Origin of the sequence: Promicromonospora sp. NPDC023805 (genome assembly GCF_040639635.1) — a bacterium.
Lineage (GTDB): Bacteria > Actinomycetota > Actinomycetes > Actinomycetales > Cellulomonadaceae > Promicromonospora.
Genome location: NZ_JBFAAH010000001.1, coordinates 487426 through 505829, shown reverse-complemented (window position 1 = coordinate 505829; position 18404 = coordinate 487426). Strand labels below are relative to the sequence as shown.

Genomic DNA, 18404 nt, shown 5'->3' with positions numbered 1-18404 from the left:
TCGGGAGGTGACCCTCTCCCTTCCTCGCCGCATCACGCACGTCCTGCTCGACCTCGACGGCACCCTCACCGACTCGGCCCCCGGCATCATCGCGTCCCTGCGCGTCGGGTTCGCCGACGCCGGCTTCGACGTCCCCACCGACGCCGTCCTGCAGACCTTCGTCGGCCCGCCGCTGGCAGCGAGCATGACGGCCATCGGCCTGTCCCACACCGACGCCGACGCCGCGATCACCGCCTACCGCCGCGACTACGAGAAGCACGGACTGTTCGACAACTCGGTGGTCCCCGGCTTCGCGGAGGCGCTCGCGGAGCTGCGCGCGGCCGGGGTGACCCTCCTGGTCGCCACGGCCAAGCCGGAGCACTACGCGCGGCAGATCGTGGAGCACTTCGGGCTCGACCGCTACCTGGAGGGCGGCCTCGACGGCGTCCATGGCGCGTCCGGGGAGGCAGCAGGCCTGGTGGAGGGCAAGGAGGTGGTCGTGGAGCGCGCGCTGGCCCACGTGGTGGCCCTCGGCGCCGAGGTCGGGCAGACGGTGATGGTGGGCGACCGCGAGCACGACGTGCACGCCGCCGCCCACCACGAGGTCCCGACCGTCGGCGTCACCTGGGGCTACGCGGCTCCCGGCGAGCTGGAGGCCGCCGGCGCCGCGGCGCTCGCGGCGACGCCGGCGGAGCTGGCCAAGCTGCTCACGAGCTGACTCACCCACTGCCCTGCAGCGCCGCGTAGAAGAGCGACCATGACCACCACGCACGACACCTGGACCGTCGCCCCCGAGCCGTTCGACTCGCCCGACGCCGTCGCCCTCTGGCGCGAGTGCTACACGCACATGAGCGACAGCTGGTACCTGCTCAAGGAGAACCGCCGCACCGACCCGGAGGAGCTGGAGCGAGAGATCGCCGCCGACCCCGGCACCGAGTTCGCGCCGCCCCGAGGCGCGCTGGTCGTGGCCCGCCGCGACGGCGCGGCGGCGGGCATGGCCGGAGTCCGCCTGCTCGACGGCGAACGAGCCGAGCTGAAGCGCGTCTTCCTGCGCCCCGAGTTCCGGGGCACGGGCGCGGCCGCGCGAATCGTCGGCGCGGCCGAGGACCAGGCCCGACGGCTCGGGGCGACCCGCGTGGTCCTGGACGCCCGTACCGACTTCGTCGCGGCACGAGCGCTGTACCAGCGGCTCGGCTACACCGAGATCGAGCCGTACACGTTCGGCCCGTACGCGGAGCACTGGTTCGGCAAGGCGCTCTGACCAGCGGTTCCCGAGTGCGTCAGGCCGTCGTCATGCCGGGCCGAGCGCCTCGTCGAACACGTCCCGCAAGCGCTCGTCGAGCACCACGAACCGCACGTCCTGGGGACTGGCGTCCGGATGCTCGGCGAGCCAGCCGCGACAGGTCATGACGGCGATGCGTGCGACGTCGGTGACGGGCCAGCCGTAGGCACCCGCGCTCACCGCCGGGAAGGCGATCGACCGCACGTCCAGCTCGGCGGCGACGTCGAGCGACCGGGCGAAGCACGACGCGAGCCGGGCCGGATCGTCCTGGCCGCGGTGCAGGTTCGGGCCGACGGTGTGGATCACCCACGAGGCCGGCAGGTCGAACGCCGGGGTGGCGACGGCGTCGCCCACGTCCAGACCGTCCCGGTGGGTGGTGTTCCGCAGTCGCCGGCACGCCTCGAGCAGGCGCGGGCCGGCAGCGGCGTGGATGGCGCCGTCGACCCCGCCGCCACCCAGGAGCATGGAGTTCGCGGCGTTGACGATCGCGTCCGCCTCCACGCGGGTCAGATCACCGATCTCGACGGACAGTGTCATGCGCCTGCCTCCTTGGTGCCGACCCCTGGGCCACGGCGTTCCATCCACTTGTACCCGTCGTCGACCGGTGCCCAGCCGAACTGCTCGTAGAGGCCGTGCGCGTCGGCGGTCGCGAGGAGCGTACGGCGCAGCCCGAGCGGCTCGATGTCGTCGACGACCCCCGCGACCAGACGCTTGCCGATGCCCTGCCCGCGCCGCGCCGGGTCGACGATGACGTCGGCGAGCCAGGCGAACGTCACGCCGTCCGTCACGACGCGCGCGAACGCGACCTGCTCGCCCGTATCGCGGCGGAAGACCCCGTAGGGCCGGGAGCCCGCTATGGCGGCGTCCATCACCTCGCGCGGGCGGCCCTTGGCCCAGTAGGTGTGCTCGGACACGAGCTCGTGCACACGAGCGGCGTCGATGCGGTCGGGGTCGGTGGAGAACTCGTAGGGCGAGTCGTCGTTCATGGAACGGAGTCAACCACCGGTCACCGACAGTGTCCGAGGGAATTGCGGGCAGCGGCCTTGCCGAGCGCCCCGCGTAGGACCGGTGCAACGGACCGAACTCGTCCTGCAGCAGCAAGCGACGCGGGCACCTATCCGGCATGCCTGCGGCAGAACTCGCGCAGCGGGCCGGCCGGGATCACGTCCAGCAGCTCGCGGTAACGAGCGGCCGCCTCGTCGCTCCGGCCGGAGTGGCGGGCGAGGTCCGCGAGAGCGAGGCTCGCATCCCGGGCGGCGTACGGCGGCCCGTCGGCGACCAGCTCCTCGAGCTCGCGCTCGATCGCGCCGACACCAGCACCAGCACCAGCACCAGCACCAGCACCAGCACCAGCGTCGCTCCCAGCGCCACCGTCGCGCAGAGCGACCCTGCCGAGCACCACGAGGCGTCCGACGCGTGCTGCCGGCGACGGCCAGACCTGGAGCAACGCGTCGTAGAGCTGAACCAGCCGGACCCAGTCGGTGTCCGCCGCAGTACGCGCCGCGGCGTGCACCCCCGAGATCGCTGCCTCCAGCGCGAAGCGGCCCGGATGCCCGGGACCTGCTCCGCCGGCGGTGATCGCCGCCGTGGCGTCGTCCAGGCCCGCCGACAGGAGCCGCTGGTCCCACGCCGAGCGGTCCACCTCGTCGAGGGGGAGCGCGACGCCGTCGCGCACACGGCCCGGGCGCCGGGCCAGGCCGAGGCGGCACACGGCGCGCAGGCCGAGCACCTCGGGATCGTCCGGGTACTCCGCGACGAGCGCCTCGGCGAGCGTCAGCGCGTCGCGGGCCGGGTCCTGCGTGGCGTCTGCGGGCTCGATCCCATCCCGTTGCCCCACGGTGAACAGGCCCGCCACGCACGCGAGCACGACGGGCAGCCGCGCGGCTCGTGCGGCGCCGTCGGGCACGGCGAACTCGCCGCGCGCCCTGGCCAGCGCCGACTTGGCGCGGGTGAGCCGTGCGGCCGCTGTCGCCTCCGCGATGCCGAGGTGGGCAGCGATCTGCCGGATGGTGAGGCCGCAGACCACCCGCATCGCCAGGACGAGCTGCGCGCCGGAGGCGAGCGCGTCGTCGCACGCGACGAAGAGCAGCGCGAGCCGGTCGTCGAGGTTGCCTCCGGGCGCGCCCGGGCCGGTCGGCAGGTCCACGGCGGCCACCTCCGGGCGAGCGATCTGGGGCTGGAGCCGCGTGAACACCGCCTGGTGGCGCACCGCGTCGAGCCACGTCCGGCGCCCGACCTGGACGCACCAGGCGACCAGGTCGTCGATGGCGCCGTCGGGCTGGGCCGCGGCCCGCGCGAACGCCTCCGCGGCGTACTCCTCACCGGAGTCCAGGCTGCGCGTCGTCACGGCGAGCGTCCGCACCACCTGAGGCCAGGCGGTGCGGAACGCCGCGGGGTCGATCGGCACGCAGAGGTCCCTCCTAGGAACCGAGGTCCATGACCTTGCGCCACTCGATCACGTTGCCGGTGGGCACGAGGGCCGCGATCTTGCGCGCCGTGGCCTCGTCGCACTCGAACTGGTAGAAGCCGGTGATGACCTCGTTGGTGTCGGTGAACGGGGCGTCGGTGTAGACCGGCTCAGCGCCGTCCTTGCCGGGCGCGACCCACCCGCCGTACCCGGCGTTCTGCAGTGCGGCGGCGGCGACCATCTTGACGCCGAGCTCCTCGACGGCCTGCATGAAGCGCCCGTGCGCCGCCATGTCCGGGTCCTCGGAGGGGTCGCGCCCCTTCAGGTTCTCCGGAAGGTAGGCGTCCGAGTCCCAGTCGTTCTCGCGGATCAGGAAAACCCAGCTGTCAGTCATGTCGAGCTCCTCGTTACTGGAATGTTGACACGCCTTGGACGGGCGAGCGACGCCAGAATCGACAGCCTCGACAAAACTGGTTCCGCCGGGTCAGCCGATCACCGCGATCGGAACCGCGACCGGGGTCCCGGACCCGTCGCGCCGCTCGTCCATCTCGGGCAGCTCGACCGGCTGACCGCCGGCCCCGAGCGCTCGCGGGGGAGTGGCGCCCACCCACGCCAGGATGAGCCCGTCCTCGCCCTTGAGCAGCCGCTGCGACCGCACACCGCCGGTCGCGCGCCCCTTGCCCGGGTACACCGAGAACGGCGTCACCTTGCCCGCGCCCGCCTCGATCCCCGGCAGCGCGTCGCCCGCTCCGGCGATGGTCACCACCGTTGCGTCGACCCCGGCCGGGACCGCGCCGAAGAACACCACCTTCCGGTCCGCGGCGAGCTTGATACCCGCCATACCGCCCGCCGCCCGCCCCTGCGGCCGCACGGACGAGGCAGCGAAGTGCAGCAGCGACGAGTCGTCGGCCACGAAGACCAGCTCGTCGTCGTCGGACACGACGGCGGCGCCCACCACGGTGTCGCCCTCCTTGAGCGCGATCACCGGCCACTCGTCGCCCTTCGCAGGGGCGTCCGACGGCGCGATCCGCTTCACGATGCCCTGCGCGGTGCCGACGGCGATGGTCGGCGCGTCCGGGCCGAGCGCGGTCACGGCCCGCACGGTCTCGCCGGGCTGCAGCTCCACGAGCTCGCTGACCGGGATACCGCCGGACAGCGACGGCGCGCCGTCGGTCGGCGGCAGCGAGGGCAGGTCGAGCACGGAGATGCGCAGCATGCGGCCGGCCGAGGTCACCAGACCGACCTGACCGCGGGTCGTCGCTGCGGTGTCACCCCGCAGGGCGTCGTGCGCCGCACGGTTGCCCTCGCGCGACACCGGGACGTCGTCCGGGAGCCGGGCCAGCAGGCCCGTCGCGGACAGCACCACGCGGGTCGGGAGGTCCTTGATCTGCAGGTCGATGGGCTCGACGGCCTTCTTGCGCCCGTTCGCCGGGGCCTCGGCCACCGAGCCGACGGACCCGCCGGCGGAGTCGAGCAGCACGGTGCGGCGCGGCGTGCCGTACGTCTTGGCCACCTCGCTCATCTCGGTGCTGACGACGCGGCGCAGGAGCTTCTCGTCGCCGAGGATCTGCTCCAGCTCGGCGATCTCGCGGCGCAGCTCCTCGGCCTCCTTCTCCAGCTCGACGCGGGAGAACTTGGTGAGGCGGCGCAGCTGGAGGTCCAGGATGTACGACGCCTGGGGTTCGGACAGGTCGAAGACCTCGCGCAGGCGGTCGCGGGCGATGCCGGCGTCGTCGGACGACCGGATCACCTGGATGACCTCGTCGATGTCGACGATCGCGACGAGCAGGCCGTCCACCAGGTGCAGCCGCTCGAGACGCTTGTCCAGGCGGTACTGCGACCGGCGCCGGACCACCGAGATGCGGTGCGCCACCCAGACCCGCAGCATCTCGACCAGGCCGAGCGTGCGCGGCTGGCCGTCGACGAGGGCCACGTTGTTGATGCCGAACGAGTCCTCGAGCGGCGTGACGCGGTACAGCTGCTCCAGGACGGCGTCGGGGTCGAAGCCGGTCTTGACCTCGATGACCAGGCGCAGCCCGTGCGTGCGGTCGGTGAGGTCCTGCACGTTGGAGACGCCCTGGATGCGCTTGGCCTTGACGCCGTCGGCGATCTTCTCGACGACCTTCTCCGGGCCCACCAGGTAGGGCAGCTCGGTGATGACGATGCCCTTGCGGCGCGGGGTCACGCTCTCGATCCGCGCGGTGGCCCGGGTGCGGAAGCTGCCGCGGCCGGTGCGGTACGCGTCACGCACACCCTCGAGGCCGACGATCTTGCCGCCCGTCGGCAGGTCCGGACCCGGGACGAACCGCTGCAGGTCCTCGAGCGTGGCCTCGGGGTTCTTGATCAGGTGCTGCGCCGCCGCCACGACCTCGACGAGGTTGTGCGGAGCCATGTTCGTGGCCATGCCGACCGCGATGCCGGACGCGCCGTTGACCAGCAGGTTCGGGATAGCGGCCGGGAGCACCTCCGGCTGCATGAGCTTGTTGTCGTAGTTCGGCACGAAGTCCACGACGTTCTCGTCGAGCCCCGTTGTCATCGCCATCGACGACGCCGCCAGGCGTGCCTCCGTATACCGGGGCGCCGCGGGACCGTCGTCGAGCGAGCCGAAGTTGCCGTGCCCGTCCACGAGCGGGAGCCGCAGCGAGAAGCTCTGCGCGAGCCGCACGAGGGCGTCGTAGATGGGGGCGTCACCGTGCGGGTGGAGCTTTCCCATCACCTCACCCACCACACGCGACGACTTCACGTGCGCGCGGTCGGGGCGCAGCCCCATGTCCGACATCATGTAGAGGATGCGGCGCTGTACCGGCTTGAGGCCGTCGCGCGCATCAGGGAGGGCCCGCGAGTAGATGACGGAGTACGCGTACTCGAGGAACGAGGCCTCCATCTCCGAGGCGACGTCGATGTCCACGACCTTCTCGTGGATCTCGCTCTCGTCGAGCGGCTGCGACGGCTTGCGCGCCATGGTTCGTGGGGCTCCTGGAATCTGGGGGTGGATCGAACGAGCAAACGGTACCCCGCGCCACCGACACTCCGGCCGCTCACACTCCGGCGAGCGACGGCTAGCACGCCGGCAAGCACCGTTCCATGTCCAGCCAGGTCATGCGCTGAGCATGTGCACATTCCTCGCTTCACCTGGCACTATTCAGCCATGCCCGAAATGCCGCTGCTCAGCAGGTCGACCACCCTGCCGGGCTGGCTGGTCCGCATCGGGCTCGCCTACGGCGTCGCCGGGCTCAGCGTGGTGCCCGTCATGGTGCTCGGCGCCCTGGTGACCTGGTGGATGCAGTCCTGGACGTGCGCGGAGCAGGAGTGGGGCTGCCTCGAGGAGGGCATCACCATGTGGGCGGGTCTCGCGGTGGTCGCCGCCGTGCTGCACGTGGTCATCTCGATGCGGGTGGGGCTCGGCGTGGTGCACGGCCTGGTGGTCGTCGCGGTGGCCGCGGTGTCGGCGAACATCGCCCCGGCGCCCGGCGCGTGGCTGATGCTCGCGACAGGACCTGCCGTCGCCGCGATCCTTACCGCCTCGGGCCCGAACCGCAGGCAGCGCCTGGTGCTCGTCGGCTTCGCCGTGATGCTGCTCGTGGGTATGGTCCTGATCCGCTGACCGTCCGCTAGCCCGGCAGCGCCCGCCGCGGCGCGTCCGTCCGGCGCTCCGCCGGCCGCAGCCGGATCGTCGCGTGCAGCACCGCGGCCCCGCGCTCCGCGACCGCGACGGGGTACAGCTCCAGGGACGCGAGCTCCGGCAGGTCCTCCGCCATGACGGAGACCCGCGCCAGCACGTCCTCCAGCGCCGCGACGTCGGCGGCGGGGGCACCCTGGTAGCCGAAGAGCCGCGGGGCCGCGCGGACGCCGCGCACCATGCGCGCCACGTCGACGTCGGTCAGGGGCGGCACGCCGTGCGTCACGTCGTCGAGCAGGTCGACGGCGTCGCCCGCCAGGCCGAAGGACACGACCGGGCCGAACAGCTCGTCCTCGACCGAGCGCACCACGCAGGCCACGCCGGTGGGCGCCATCGCCTGCACCTCCAGCACCGGGTCGGGCGCCGGGAGCAGGGACGCCGCCGCCGCGAGCATCCGCTCGGCGTCCTCCCGCAGGTCCTCGGCGTCGGCGATGTCGAGGCGCACGCCGCCCAGGTCCGCGCGGTGCCGCAGCGCGGGCGCCGCGATCTTGAGCGCCACCGGCCAGCCCAGCTCCTCGGCGGCGTCCACCGCTTCGTCCGCCGTGCGGACGCTCCGGGAGCCCCACAGGGTCAGGCCGTAGCAGGCCAGCAGCTCGGTTGCGGTCGCCTGGTCCAGGACCGCGCCGGCGGGCTCCCGGACCAGCTCCTGGGTCAGCAGGGTCTCCACGAGCGTGCGCGCCTGGGCCCGCGCGGCGCCGTCGGACATGCCCTCCCGCAGCGCCGGACGCACCGGCGTGCCGTGGTCCTGGGTGCGCCACTGCGCGTAGCGCACCACGGCGCCGAGCGCCCAGACGGCGTCCTCGGGCGTCGAGAACGCGGGGATGCGGACGTCGCCGGACGCGAGCTCGTCGGGCATGCCGTGCAGGCCGAGCGCGCTGACGACGGTGGTGCGACCCGTGCGCGCCGCGGCCTCGGCGACGGCCCGCGCTATCGCGTCGGTGCGCGGCAGCACCACGGGCACGGACACCACGACCACGGCGTCGCACGCGCCCGGTGCGTAGAGGGCGTCGACGGCGGCGGCGATCTCGTCGTCGGGCGCCCCGGCGGACAGCGGGTCCGGCGGTCCGACGACGGTGAGGCCCGCCGCGGCGACGGCGTCGGCCACGAGCGCCGCAAGCGACGGCGAGCTCGCAAGGACGCCTACCCGGCCGCCGGTCGGGAGCGGCTGGTGCGCCAGCACCTGGGCGACGTCCATGAGCTGGTGCGTGTTCTCCGCCCGGATCACGCCGGACTGCCGCAGCACCTCGTCGAGCATCCGCCGCGGCGCACGCGTGGCGCGCACGGTGTGCCCGGGCGGCACGACGCTCCCGTGGCGGCCCGCCACGACCACGATCACGGGCTTCACCTGCGCCAGGCGCCTGGCGATCCGCGAGAACTTGCGGGGGTTGCCGAGCGTCTCGAGGTACAGGCAGGCGACGTCGGTGTGCGGGTCGTCCTGCCAGTACTGCATGACGTCGTTGCCCGAAACGTCGGCCCGGTGCCCCGCCGAGACGAGCGTGGAGAGCCCGAGGCCGCGGCGTTTGACCGTCTCGGCGGCCGTGACGGCGACGGGCGAGCTCTGGCTGAACAGGCCCACGCGACCGGGCTTGGGGGCCGTGAGCGCGAGGCTCGCGCGCAGGCTCGCGCCGGGCACGTTCGTGAGCAGGCCGTAGCTCGCCGGGCCCACCACCCGCATGCCCTCGACGTGTGCGGTGCGCAGCAGCTCGCGGCGGCGGGCGACGCCGTCCGGCCCCGTCTCGGCCCAGCCTGCCGACAGGACGACGACGCCGCGCGCACCAGTGCCGCGCAGGCGCCGGACCGTGTCGATCACCTCGTCCGGGGGTGCGGCGACGATGGCGAGGTCGACCGGGGCGTTCTCGCTAGATCCGTCCCCGCGCGGCCCGCCGTTGCCGAGGTCTGCCCAGGTCACGTCGTCGCCCAGCACCAGGAGCTCCGTGTCGCCGGGATCGGCGGCGTGCGCCTCGCGGACGCGCGCGGCGAGCAGCTCGTCCACGGTGCCGCCCTCCGCCGGGCCGACCAGGAGCACCCGCCGGGCCGAGAGCAGGGCCTGCATGGAGCGCGCCTCGGTGCGGTGCTCGCGGTCCGCCATGACCTCGCGGGACCGGTCGGTCGGGTCGAGGTCCACGGAGACGGTGACGACACCGTCGTCCAGGTGCTGCTCGACGGCGTAGCCGGCCTCTCGGAAGACGCCGAGCATCGCCCGGTTCTGGGGCAGCACCTCGGCGATGAACCGGTGCACGCCCCGCTCGCGCGCCGCTGCGGCGATGTGCTCCAGCAGCACCGAGCCGAGGCCCTGCCCCTGGAGGGCGTCCGCGATGTTGAACGCGACCTCGGCGGTCCGGCGCCCGGGCCGGTCGTCGATCACGTCGTAGCGCGCCACGCCGACGATGTCCTCGGCCTGTCCTGCGCCGTCTGCGTCGTCGGTCTCCTGTGTCGAACCCGGGCGGACGGCGACCAGCGCCGTCCTGCTCACGTGGTCCACGGTGACGAGCTGGGTGAGCATGCGGTCGGGGATGCGCTGCAGCGCGGCGAAGAACCGGAGGTACGTCGAGCGCTCCGACTGTGCCATCTGGAAGCGCTGGAGCGCGTCGGAGTCCTCGGGACGGATGGGCCGTACGTGCGTGGTGGAGCCGTCGCGCAGCACCACGTCGGCCTCCCACTCGACCGGGTACTCCGTCGAGTACGGCAGGCGCACAGTGCCCACTCGTCGGTCGGCCCGTTCTGGCTGGTCCACGGGACCAAGGCTAACCAGTGGGCGAGTGAGGGCCGAGCGGGGCGGCGGTGGGGCGACCACCGGCATGTAGACGTGGACGTGGAGCGGGCCCTAGGTTTCGCTCGGCCGTCTGGTCGGCCCTTGCCTCGACGAACGAAGGTCATCCGTGGAATTCGAGCTCATGGTCCATGTCGACGCCGGCCTGTTGGCCGGCGACAAGGACGTTCGCGATCTCGCACAGCGAATCTCCTATGAGATGTTCGATGACACCTCCGAGCTGGATGCCAGGTGGCGCCGAGATGGAGACGCCGATGCCCGCCTCTTTGTGCGGGACGAGTTCTGGTCCGGGAACCTCCTTTTGTGCGGTGAGGTATGGCCGCATGCCGATCCGGAGTCCCTGCCCTTTCTCGGCGGTCGATTCATCGAGATCGATGAAGGCTTTGGCGCGATGGCCATGGAACCGGACCTGGTGCGAGTGACGTCCGAGTACCTGAGCTCCCTGGACATAGATGAGCTCAGGACACGGAACGCTCAGCACTTCAACCATGACGGCCTCCTGTCGGTCGCCGAGCAGCTCGCGCTCGGGACGACGACGATCGAGAGTCTGCGCGACTTCTACGCGCTGGCCGTCCGGGACGGCAAGGCTGTGCTCAAGGCGGCTGCCGCCGTGTGAGCCCCCACCGCCCGCGTGTGGACCTGACCGCGACCCGGATGGGATGATGCCAACCGTGCCCCATGCCCCTACCGATGCCCGTGACGACCTGACCGCCCATCTGCACCGGGCCGGCTACTACCCGGAGCTCGTCGCGGACGTGCTCGATGTGGCGCTGGCCGACGAGGAAGTCGTGTCCCACCTCGTGCAGGCAGAGACCACCTTCGACTCGGAGGTGCGCAGGCATCTCACCGTCCTGGTGCTGACGCCGACCCGCCTGGTCACCGCGCACGTGGACGACCACGCGGGGGAGGACCCGGAGCGGCCCGGATCGGCGTCGGCCACCACGGAGGTCGTGCCGGTGCGCGAGATCCGCTCGGTGGCGCTCACGCACGTGATCGCGGACCCGGAGCGGTACCCGAAGCGCGCGTCGACGCGTGAGGTCACCCTCGCGATCGGCTGGGGCGCCGTCTCGCGCGTCGACCTCGAGCCCGCCACGTGCGTGGACCCGAACTGCACCGCCGATCACGGCCTGACCGGCCAGGTCACGCCCGACGACGTAGTGGTTCGCGTCTCCAGCGAGGCCGAGGGGGACGCCGCGGTCCGCGCCGCCGTCGGCTTCGCGCGCGCCCTGTCCCGGGCGACGTCCGCGCCGAAGTGACCGTACTGAACCTCCCCGACGGCCTGGTCGCGCCGTCCTACGACACCACGAGCCTCGCAGCGGTCATGCCGGCCGTGGCAGGCGCCATGGGCCACGACCTCACCACTGCCACCGGCCTCGCCTCGGCCGGCTGCCGCACGGCCCTCGGCCTGCCCGACGCCGACCGCGTGGTCGTCGTCCTGGTCGACGGGCTCGGCATCCGCAACCTCGCCGAACGCGGCGGGCACGCGCCTTTCCTGCGCGGCCTCCTGCGCGAGCGGGACGAGCAGGCCGCGACGCTCACGTCGAGCTTTCCCTCCACGACGGCGGCGGGCCTGAGCACCTTCGGCACGGGCACCGCCCCGGGCCGCACCGGCATGCTCGGCTACACGCAGCGCAACCCGGCGACGGGCCGCCTGGCGTCCCTGGTGCAGTGGAAGGAGCTCGGCGACCCGGCCGACCTGCAGCGTGAGCCCACAGTCTTCGAGACGCTCGCCGCGGCGGGCACACGGGTCACGGCGCCCGGCCCGGGCAAGTTCGCCGGGTCCGGCATGACACAGGCCGCGCTGCGCGGCCCGGCCTACGTCGCCGCCGAGACCTTCGAGCAGCGGGTCGACGCCACGGTCACGGCGCTGCGGCAGCCCGGCGAGGCCCAGCGCCTCGTCTACCTGTACCAGGGCGACGTCGACAAGACGGGGCACGGCCACGGCTGGGACTCGTGGCAGTGGGGCGACGCGCTGGAGTCCACGGACCGCGAGCTGAGCCGGCTGATGCGCAGCGTCCCGCGCGGCACCCTGGTGGTGGTCACCGCTGACCACGGCCAGATCAAGGCCGACCTGACCACCCAGTGGGACGTCGACTCCGACCCGGCGCTGAAGCCCGGCGTCGCGCTGGTCGGGGGAGAGCCGCGCGCCCTGCACGTCTATGCCGACCAGGGCACCGACCCGGCCGACGTCGCGCGGCGGTGGGCCGAGCGGCTGGGCGAGCACGCGGTCGTCCTGCTGCGGGACGACGCTGTCGCGGGCGGCTGGTTCGGGCCGGTCGCCGAGCACGTGCTGCCGGCGATCGGGGACGTGGTGGTCGCGATGACCGGAGCCGCCACCGTCGTCGACTCGCGCGTGCACTCCGCGAACGCGCGTGCCCTGCCCGGCGTGCACGGCTCGCTGACGCCGCACGAGATGCTCGTACCGCTGCTCACTGCAGTCGCCTGAGCCGAGACCTGAGGTAAGAACACAGTGGCAGAGCTCGTCTTCTTCTCCGGGACCATGGACTCCGGGAAGTCCACCCTCGCCCTCCAGACGGACCACAACTATCGCGCCCGCGGGCGCGAGGGGCTGATCTTCAGCCGTGGTGACCGGGCGGGGGAGGCCAGGGTCTCCAGCCGGCTGGGCCTGGAGGTCGCTGCCCACGAGGTGACCGACGACACCGACTTCTGGGTGGAGATCAGCGGCCGGCGCGCCGGCGGCGAGGCGGTCGACTACCTCGTGTGCGACGAGGCGCAGTTCTACTCGCCCGAGCAGGTGGAGCAGCTCGCCCGCCTCGTCGACGAGATGGAGATCGACATCTTCGCGTTCGGCATCACCACCGACTTCCGCACCCGGCTGTTCCCCGGCTCCGCCCGCCTCATCGAGCTCGCCGACCGGATCGACGTGCTCCAGGTGCAGTCGCTGTGCTGGTGCGGCGCGCGCGCCACGCACAACGCGCGCACGGTCGACGGCGCCATGGTCACCGAGGGCGAGCAGGTGGTGATCGGCGATGTCGGCCCGTTCGAGTCCGCCGACGTCGCCTACGAGGTGCTGTGCCGCCGCCACCACATGCGCCGCATGACGGCGCTCACCGCGCGGCGGCGGTCGGCCGACGAGTCGCTCTGGGGCTGACCGGGCGACCCTTGAGGCACCCGTTCGTCGCCCGCACAAATCACTTCGATGATGGGGCGCAAAACACCCAAATGATAGTTTGTCGCACATGGCGACGGCCGGCAGGCGAGCCCTCATCGCATTCACGTGTGTGGCGACGCTCGTCGTGGCGAGCGGGTGCGGCCCGGACGCCGAGTCCGAGACGCACGAGGAGTGCGCATCGCTCCTCGGCGTGCAGGGACGAGTCGTCGTCGGGATGCACAGCGACCAGCCCGGGCTGAACTTCCAGCAGACGGACTCCACGCGCGGCGGGTTCGACTACGACCTCGCCCAGTGGCTGGGCAGCTACTGCGGGCTGAACGTCGTCGAGCAGAACCTCGGCACCACGCAGCGCGAGGGCGAGCTGCAGGACGAGGACGGCGCGGACATCGTCATCGGCAGCTACTCGATCACCGACGAGCGCAAGGAGGACATCTCCTTCGCCGGCCCGTACATGAAGACGAAGCAGGGCGTGATGGTCCGCTCGGACTCCGGTATCGAGTCCGCCGCCGACCTCGCGGGCAAGAAGGTCTGCGCGGCCCGGAGCAGCACGTCGTGGAGCCAGATGAAGGAGAACCTTCCGGGCATCGTCGCGGTCCAGGAGGAGGGGTTCGGGGTCTGCACCCAGAAGCTCCTGGACCGCACCGTCGACGCGGTCTCGACCGACCAGCTCCTCCTCTACGGCTACGCCGAGGAGTTCGGCCGCCTGCGGGTGCTGCCCGACGAGCAGTTCGGCAACGCCGAGCTCTACGGCATCGGGATCGACCACGGCGACGCCGAGCTGTGCGCGTTCCTGAACGACGCCATCCTCGAGGCGCTGATCAGCGGCTGGTGGGTACAGACCTTCGACAACAACTTCCCCGACCACCTCGACCCGGCGGACTTCAAGCCCGACGACGGGGACCTCACCGAGTGCCCCGACCCGGACGCCGAACCGTGACCGGATCTGGCGATCCGGCGCTCGCGGCCGAACGGTCCGCGAAGCCGCGCAGCCGGCGCGGAGACCTCACCATCTTCGTCGCCGGCGGCGTGGTCTGCGTCATCGCGTTCGTCCTGGAACCGTCGGACGGCCGGTCGTCGATCGACGCCGCGGCGATGCTCCTGAGCTACGTCGGCATCTGTCTCGCCGTGCGGCAGGGAGTCCAGGAGATCCAGACCCACCGCGACGGCGACGACGGACCCGGCTGGGGGAGCCGGTTCGTCGCCGTCCTCACCGCGCGGCCGAGGTCCACCGTCGCCGGGCTGGTCATCATTCTCGCCGCCGCGACGTACCTGACGTGGTACTACACGTCGGCGTCCTCGATCCCCGTCACGGGCGACATCAGGGTGACCGCAGTGTCCGAGGAGCCCGCCGACGACGGCAAGCCCGCCGGCCTCACCGACTGCTACGTCGACGGTGAGCGCCGCACCGAGGAGGGCACCGGCGCCCCGGCCGCTGACTGCACCCAGCTCCGGATCAGCCTGCCGGGAGAGCCGCCGCAGCGGGGTCACGTCACGTTCCTGCCCGTGCTGCACAACCCGGCGGCTACCGGGTCCTGCGTCGCCGGGGCCGAGATCGTCCTCACGCCGGTCGTCGACAACGTCCCGCGCGTCGCGGTCAGGGGCTCGTCGGGCAAGCCTGTCGACGTCCCGATCGGCGGCGGCACCAGCGCCGTGCACGTCCTGGCTGAGGTCGACCAGCGGCACGACGACCTGGCGTGCAGCGTGTCGCTGACCGTGACGCGGGCAGTGCTGCACGACTGAGGCTGAAACGACCGAGGCCGCTACACCTCCGGACGCGACCCGAACACGATCTCGTCCCAGCTCGGCACCTGCGCGCGCGACTTGCGGCCGCGCTTCGCCGTAGGGCGTTTGGACTGCGCGGCCTCGGCCGGCGGCTTCTCCGGGACCTGCTCCGGCTCGGCCTGGGGCGCTGGGTTGTCGGCGGGCGGGGCCTCCGCCGTCGGACCGGCGTCCGACTCCTGCCCCGAACCGGGCGTCGGCGCCTCGATCTCCCACTGGCTCGGCCCGTCCCACTCGAGGTCGGCGGGGGAGTCCGGCACCTTGACCGAAGGCATGCGCGCGCGGGACCCGCCGCGCCGCGCACCGATGTCCACGACGGCGGCCGAGGGCTCCGGGTCCGGCTCGGGCTCCTCGGCCGGCGGCCCGTCGGGGCCGGCCTGGCCGTCGAAGTCGAGCTCCATCATGTCCGGCAGGTCGTTGTCCGGGGTCAGCCTGCGGGCAGGCCGCTGCCCCCGCCGCTCCGACAGGTTGTCGAGCAGCAGGTCGGTGTCGTCCTGCTCGGGCGGCGCGGACCGGGACGACGGGCCGTGGTTGCTCCGGTGCGGCGGCAGGGCCGACACCCCGGCGATGGCCGGGCCACCGTCGTCGTCCGGAAGGCCGAGCCAGCGCGCCTCGTCGTCGAGCGCCGTCACGAAGCCGCCGCGCGGCTCCAGCGACCAGCGGGCCAGGCGGGGGCGGTCGCCGGCCTCGAACTCGACCTGCACGATCCACGGGTGGGTGCCCTCGCGGGTAGCGGTCCACCGGGCGTCGGCGGGCCGGACGCCGCGTGAGCGGAGCCGGTCGTCGGCGATCTCGCCCAGGGTGGTGGCGGCGTCGTCGTCCGTCCGGACGGACTTGGCCCGGACCCGCGCGATCGAGTGCTCCCGCTCCGAGAGGACGGCGTACTCGAAACGCCGCACGTGCTCGATCGGCAGGCCAGACGCCTCGGCGAGCTTCTCGCACGTCTCGCCCGCGCGCAGGCGCTCCTGGATCTCCCGGGGACGCAGCGCCGACGCCTCCTGGGCGCGGATCGACTCGGTACGCGGGCGGTCTCCGCGGATCGCGGCACGCAGGGCATCGGTGATGGGCAGGGTGCTCTGGGCGCCGTCGCGCGCAGCAAGGACGAGTCGTTCACCGTCCTCGTGCAGCCGTACCAGCTCCAGCTCGTCCATGCCAGTCCTCCCGGGGTAGTCCTGTGGGCCGAGCCTGCCACCGCAGGGCGGCCCAGCGGCGCAGGCGCGTCGGTGCGCCGCCGGATAGTCGGCCGCTGGATAGTCGGCTGCCGGGCAGGTGCGGCAGGATGGGTTCGTGATCTCACCCGCACTGCCCGAGCTGCCCGACGGCGTCACCGTCACCGACCTCCGCGACCTCGCCGTCCGCCTCGCGACAGCCGCCGGTGTCCTGGTCCGTGAGGGTAGACCGGATCGGGTGGTGGTCGCGGCCACCAAGTCGAGCGACGTCGACCCGGTGACCGTCATGGACCGCGCCTCGGAGGACCTGCTGCGCGAGATGATCGCCGCCGAGCGGCCCGACGACGCGATCCTGGGCGAGGAGGGCGACGACGTGGCGGGCACGAGCGGCCTCACGTGGGTGCTCGACCCGATCGACGGCACGGTGAACTACCTCTACGGGGTGGCGTCCTGGGCCGTGTCGGTGGCCGTGGTGGCGGGCCCGCCGGAACCCGCCTCGTGGACGGTCCTGGCCGGCTGCGTGCACAGCGTGGCCGACGGCCGCACCTGGTCGGCGGGGCTCGGCGAGGGCGCGACCCGCGACGGCGTGCCCGTCCGCGTGGGCACCCCAACGTCCCTCGGCAGCTGCCTGGTCGGCACGGGTTTCGGGTACGACGCCGCCCGCCGCGCCCACCAGGCGCAGGTGCTGACCCAGGTGCTGCCGAAGATCCGGGACATCCGCCGGCTCGGCTCGGCCGCCATCGACCTCTGCCTCCTGGCGGACGGCTCGCTCGACCTGTACTACGAGCGCGGGCTCAACCCGTGGGACATGGCGGCCGGTGCGGTCGTGGCCAGCGAGGCGGGCGCGGTCGTGACGGGACTGCGCGGCGGGCCGGCCACCCACGCCATGACGGTGGCGGGTCCGGCCGAGCTCGTCGCACAGCTGGCCGAGATTCTCGAGGCGGCCGACGCAGATGGTGCGAGCTCGCCCGAGATCGGGTGATCCTTTTTCTGACACGGTATCGCGGGAGATGTCACCGCTGAACCGGCTCCAAAGGCAAATATCGGTATATCGACGCAGGTCAGAGCATACGTGACCTGGGTTACACCGGCAGATGTAGCGCGCCTGACAGAAATGGTGCACAATCCGTGGGCCGACTCGGGAACAAAACCGGGGCCGTGTGCATTATCAGCGCGTACACCCGCAACGGACGCCGTTCGACGGCGCTTGCGGTGACCCGGCCGGGGCGGCGTCGAATCCCCGGATGACCCGAAACCTTCCGGCGCGACCACTACCGACGGAGAACACCACATGGCAACTGACTACGACGCCCCGCGTAAGACCGATGAGGATGTCGAGCAGGATTCGATCCAGGAGCTGCAGGCTCGTCGCTCCGACAAGTCCTCGGGCGTTGTGGACGAGGACGAGACCGAGGCTGCCGAGGGCTTCGAGCTCCCGGGGGCCGACCTGTCCGGCGAGGAGCTCGCCGTTCGCGTGCTGCCGCGACAGGCGGACGAGTTCACGTGCTCCAGCTGCTTCCTCGTGCACCACCGCAGTCAGCTGGCCTACGAGAAGGCCGGCCAGATGATCTGCACGGAGTGCGCCGCCTGATTCCACCAGGTGTTCGGCACTGACGACACGACCGGGCTGTCATGCGGTGCATGGCAGCCTTCGTCGTGTCCGGGCTCAGGCGGCTCCCAGCGCCTCCACCAGCAGCTGCGGCCGGCGCGTGGAGATGAGCCAGTAGGGGGTGGGGTCCGCCGGGTCGTCGACTGCGACCCGCACCCCGGTCCGGGCCCACGCACGCAGGCAGACGTACGCGCGTCCGTCGAGGCCGACCCCGAGCTCGTGCCGCATCGAGGCGACGTCGAGGGCCTCGGCGGAGCCGAGCAGAGCGACCGGGATCCGGGCGCCGCCGGCCCGCAGGACGCCCTCGGACACCTCCACGACGGGCGACGTGGCCGCCAGTGCGGTCGCGGATCCCAGGCACACCAGCAGCCCGACGACGATCGCCGCCGTCGTGTGCACCGGCCACAGCGCTATCGCCGCGATGGCGCCCAGACCGACCGTGCCGAGCCAGCCACCGGGACCGGGCAGAAGACGCTCGTGGAAGGTGAGGGTGGTCGCCGTCATGAGGACATCATCCCAGCCCCGAGCACTGCCCGAGCACTGCCGGGGCACCAGTTGGCCCCTCTTGCGGCGGTGCGCGCCGAGGTGGCGTACTCT

At 72.6% G+C, this 18404-nt stretch carries 19 protein-coding genes; 11 read left to right on the top strand and 8 right to left on the bottom strand.

What is annotated here, in order from left to right; translation table 11 throughout:
• The first annotated feature begins 7 nt into the window (after nt 1–7).
• Nucleotides 8–697: an HAD hydrolase-like protein gene (locus tag AB0F70_RS02315; RefSeq protein WP_357443086.1), complete on the top strand. Its 690-nt coding sequence runs from the start codon at nt 8–10 to the stop codon at nt 695–697.
• 39 nt (nt 698–736) lie between these two features.
• Nucleotides 737–1240 carry a GNAT family N-acetyltransferase gene (locus tag AB0F70_RS02310; protein ID WP_357443083.1) on the top strand — a complete coding sequence of 168 codons (504 nt, stop codon included), beginning with the start codon at nt 737–739 and terminating at the stop codon, nt 1238–1240.
• Nucleotides 1241–1270: 30 nt separating this feature from the next.
• Here AB0F70_RS02310 and AB0F70_RS02305 read toward each other — a convergent pair whose 3' ends face one another.
• The 5 genes from AB0F70_RS02305 to AB0F70_RS02285 form a co-directional block, all read right to left on the bottom strand.
• Nucleotides 1271–1798: an O-acetyl-ADP-ribose deacetylase gene (locus tag AB0F70_RS02305; protein ID WP_357443080.1), complete on the bottom strand. Its 528-nt coding sequence runs from the start codon at nt 1796–1798 to the stop codon at nt 1271–1273.
• The gene (locus AB0F70_RS02300; RefSeq protein ID WP_357443078.1) at nt 1795–2247 is read right to left on the bottom strand and encodes a GNAT family N-acetyltransferase; all 453 of its coding nucleotides are present in this window, start codon (nt 2245–2247) and stop codon (nt 1795–1797) included. The genes AB0F70_RS02305 and AB0F70_RS02300 overlap by 4 nt, the downstream gene beginning before the upstream one ends.
• Before the next feature lie 128 nt (nt 2248–2375).
• Entirely contained in the window at nt 2376–3668 is a 1293-nt protein-coding gene (locus AB0F70_RS02295) for a DUF6596 domain-containing protein (protein WP_357443076.1), read from the bottom strand.
• A gap of 13 nt (nt 3669–3681) precedes the next feature.
• The gene (locus AB0F70_RS02290; protein ID WP_357443073.1) at nt 3682–4062 is read right to left on the bottom strand and encodes a YciI family protein; all 381 of its coding nucleotides are present in this window, start codon (nt 4060–4062) and stop codon (nt 3682–3684) included.
• A gap of 90 nt (nt 4063–4152) precedes the next feature.
• The gene (locus AB0F70_RS02285) at nt 4153–6630 is read right to left on the bottom strand and encodes a DNA topoisomerase IV subunit A (protein ID WP_357443070.1); all 2478 of its coding nucleotides are present in this window, start codon (nt 6628–6630) and stop codon (nt 4153–4155) included.
• 186 nt (nt 6631–6816) lie between these two features.
• Between AB0F70_RS02285 and AB0F70_RS02280 the strand changes: the two genes are divergently transcribed.
• On the top strand, nt 6817–7272 hold the full coding sequence (locus AB0F70_RS02280) for a hypothetical protein (RefSeq protein ID WP_357443067.1): 456 nt from the start codon (nt 6817–6819) through the stop codon (nt 7270–7272).
• Between the two features lie 7 nt (nt 7273–7279).
• On the opposite strand, the gene AB0F70_RS02275 is transcribed toward AB0F70_RS02280, so the two are convergent.
• On the bottom strand, nt 7280–10051 hold the full coding sequence (locus tag AB0F70_RS02275) for a GNAT family N-acetyltransferase (RefSeq protein ID WP_357443593.1): 2772 nt from the start codon (nt 10049–10051) through the stop codon (nt 7280–7282).
• A 175-nt stretch (nt 10052–10226) separates the two neighbouring features.
• On the opposite strand from AB0F70_RS02275, the gene AB0F70_RS02270 reads away from it, so the two are divergent.
• The 6 genes from AB0F70_RS02270 (at nt 10227) to AB0F70_RS02245 (ending at nt 14990) form a co-directional block, all read left to right on the top strand.
• The gene (locus AB0F70_RS02270; RefSeq protein ID WP_357443064.1) at nt 10227–10733 is read left to right on the top strand and encodes a DUF1877 family protein; all 507 of its coding nucleotides are present in this window, start codon (nt 10227–10229) and stop codon (nt 10731–10733) included.
• Between the two features lie 55 nt (nt 10734–10788).
• Complete coding sequence (locus AB0F70_RS02265; protein ID WP_357443061.1) at nt 10789–11373, top strand: DUF5998 family protein; 585 nt, start codon at nt 10789–10791, stop codon at nt 11371–11373.
• Nucleotides 11370–12563 carry a nucleotide pyrophosphatase/phosphodiesterase family protein gene (locus AB0F70_RS02260; RefSeq protein WP_357443058.1) on the top strand — a complete coding sequence of 398 codons (1194 nt, stop codon included), beginning with the start codon at nt 11370–11372 and terminating at the stop codon, nt 12561–12563. Before AB0F70_RS02265 ends, AB0F70_RS02260 begins: the two co-directional genes overlap by 4 nt.
• Nucleotides 12564–12587: 24 nt before the next feature.
• Nucleotides 12588–13229 (top strand): thymidine kinase, encoded by a 642-nt coding sequence (locus AB0F70_RS02255; RefSeq protein WP_357443055.1) that lies wholly within the window; start codon nt 12588–12590, stop codon nt 13227–13229.
• Nucleotides 13230–13317: 88 nt separating this feature from the next.
• Nucleotides 13318–14187 (top strand): transporter substrate-binding domain-containing protein, encoded by an 870-nt coding sequence (locus tag AB0F70_RS02250; RefSeq protein WP_357443053.1) that lies wholly within the window; start codon nt 13318–13320, stop codon nt 14185–14187.
• Nucleotides 14184–14990 (top strand): hypothetical protein, encoded by an 807-nt coding sequence (locus AB0F70_RS02245; RefSeq protein WP_357443050.1) that lies wholly within the window; start codon nt 14184–14186, stop codon nt 14988–14990. Before AB0F70_RS02250 ends, AB0F70_RS02245 begins: the two co-directional genes overlap by 4 nt.
• A gap of 20 nt (nt 14991–15010) precedes the next feature.
• On the opposite strand, the gene sepH is transcribed toward AB0F70_RS02245, so the two are convergent.
• A complete protein-coding gene (gene sepH / locus AB0F70_RS02240) occupies nt 15011–16180 on the bottom strand; it encodes a septation protein SepH (protein ID WP_357443047.1) in 1170 nt (389 codons plus the stop codon).
• A gap of 136 nt (nt 16181–16316) precedes the next feature.
• Here sepH and AB0F70_RS02235 point away from each other — a divergent pair, with 136 nt between their 5' ends.
• Together AB0F70_RS02235 and AB0F70_RS02230 are read left to right on the top strand one after the other, a co-directional pair.
• Nucleotides 16317–17180: an inositol monophosphatase family protein gene (locus AB0F70_RS02235; RefSeq protein WP_357443045.1), complete on the top strand. Its 864-nt coding sequence runs from the start codon at nt 16317–16319 to the stop codon at nt 17178–17180.
• 309 nt (nt 17181–17489) lie between these two features.
• The gene (locus AB0F70_RS02230) at nt 17490–17789 is read left to right on the top strand and encodes a DUF4193 domain-containing protein (protein WP_116675819.1); all 300 of its coding nucleotides are present in this window, start codon (nt 17490–17492) and stop codon (nt 17787–17789) included.
• A gap of 75 nt (nt 17790–17864) precedes the next feature.
• Here AB0F70_RS02230 and AB0F70_RS02225 read toward each other — a convergent pair whose 3' ends face one another.
• Nucleotides 17865–18311: a DUF3093 domain-containing protein gene (locus AB0F70_RS02225; protein ID WP_357443041.1), complete on the bottom strand. Its 447-nt coding sequence runs from the start codon at nt 18309–18311 to the stop codon at nt 17865–17867.
• Nucleotides 18312–18404 lie beyond the last annotated feature (93 nt).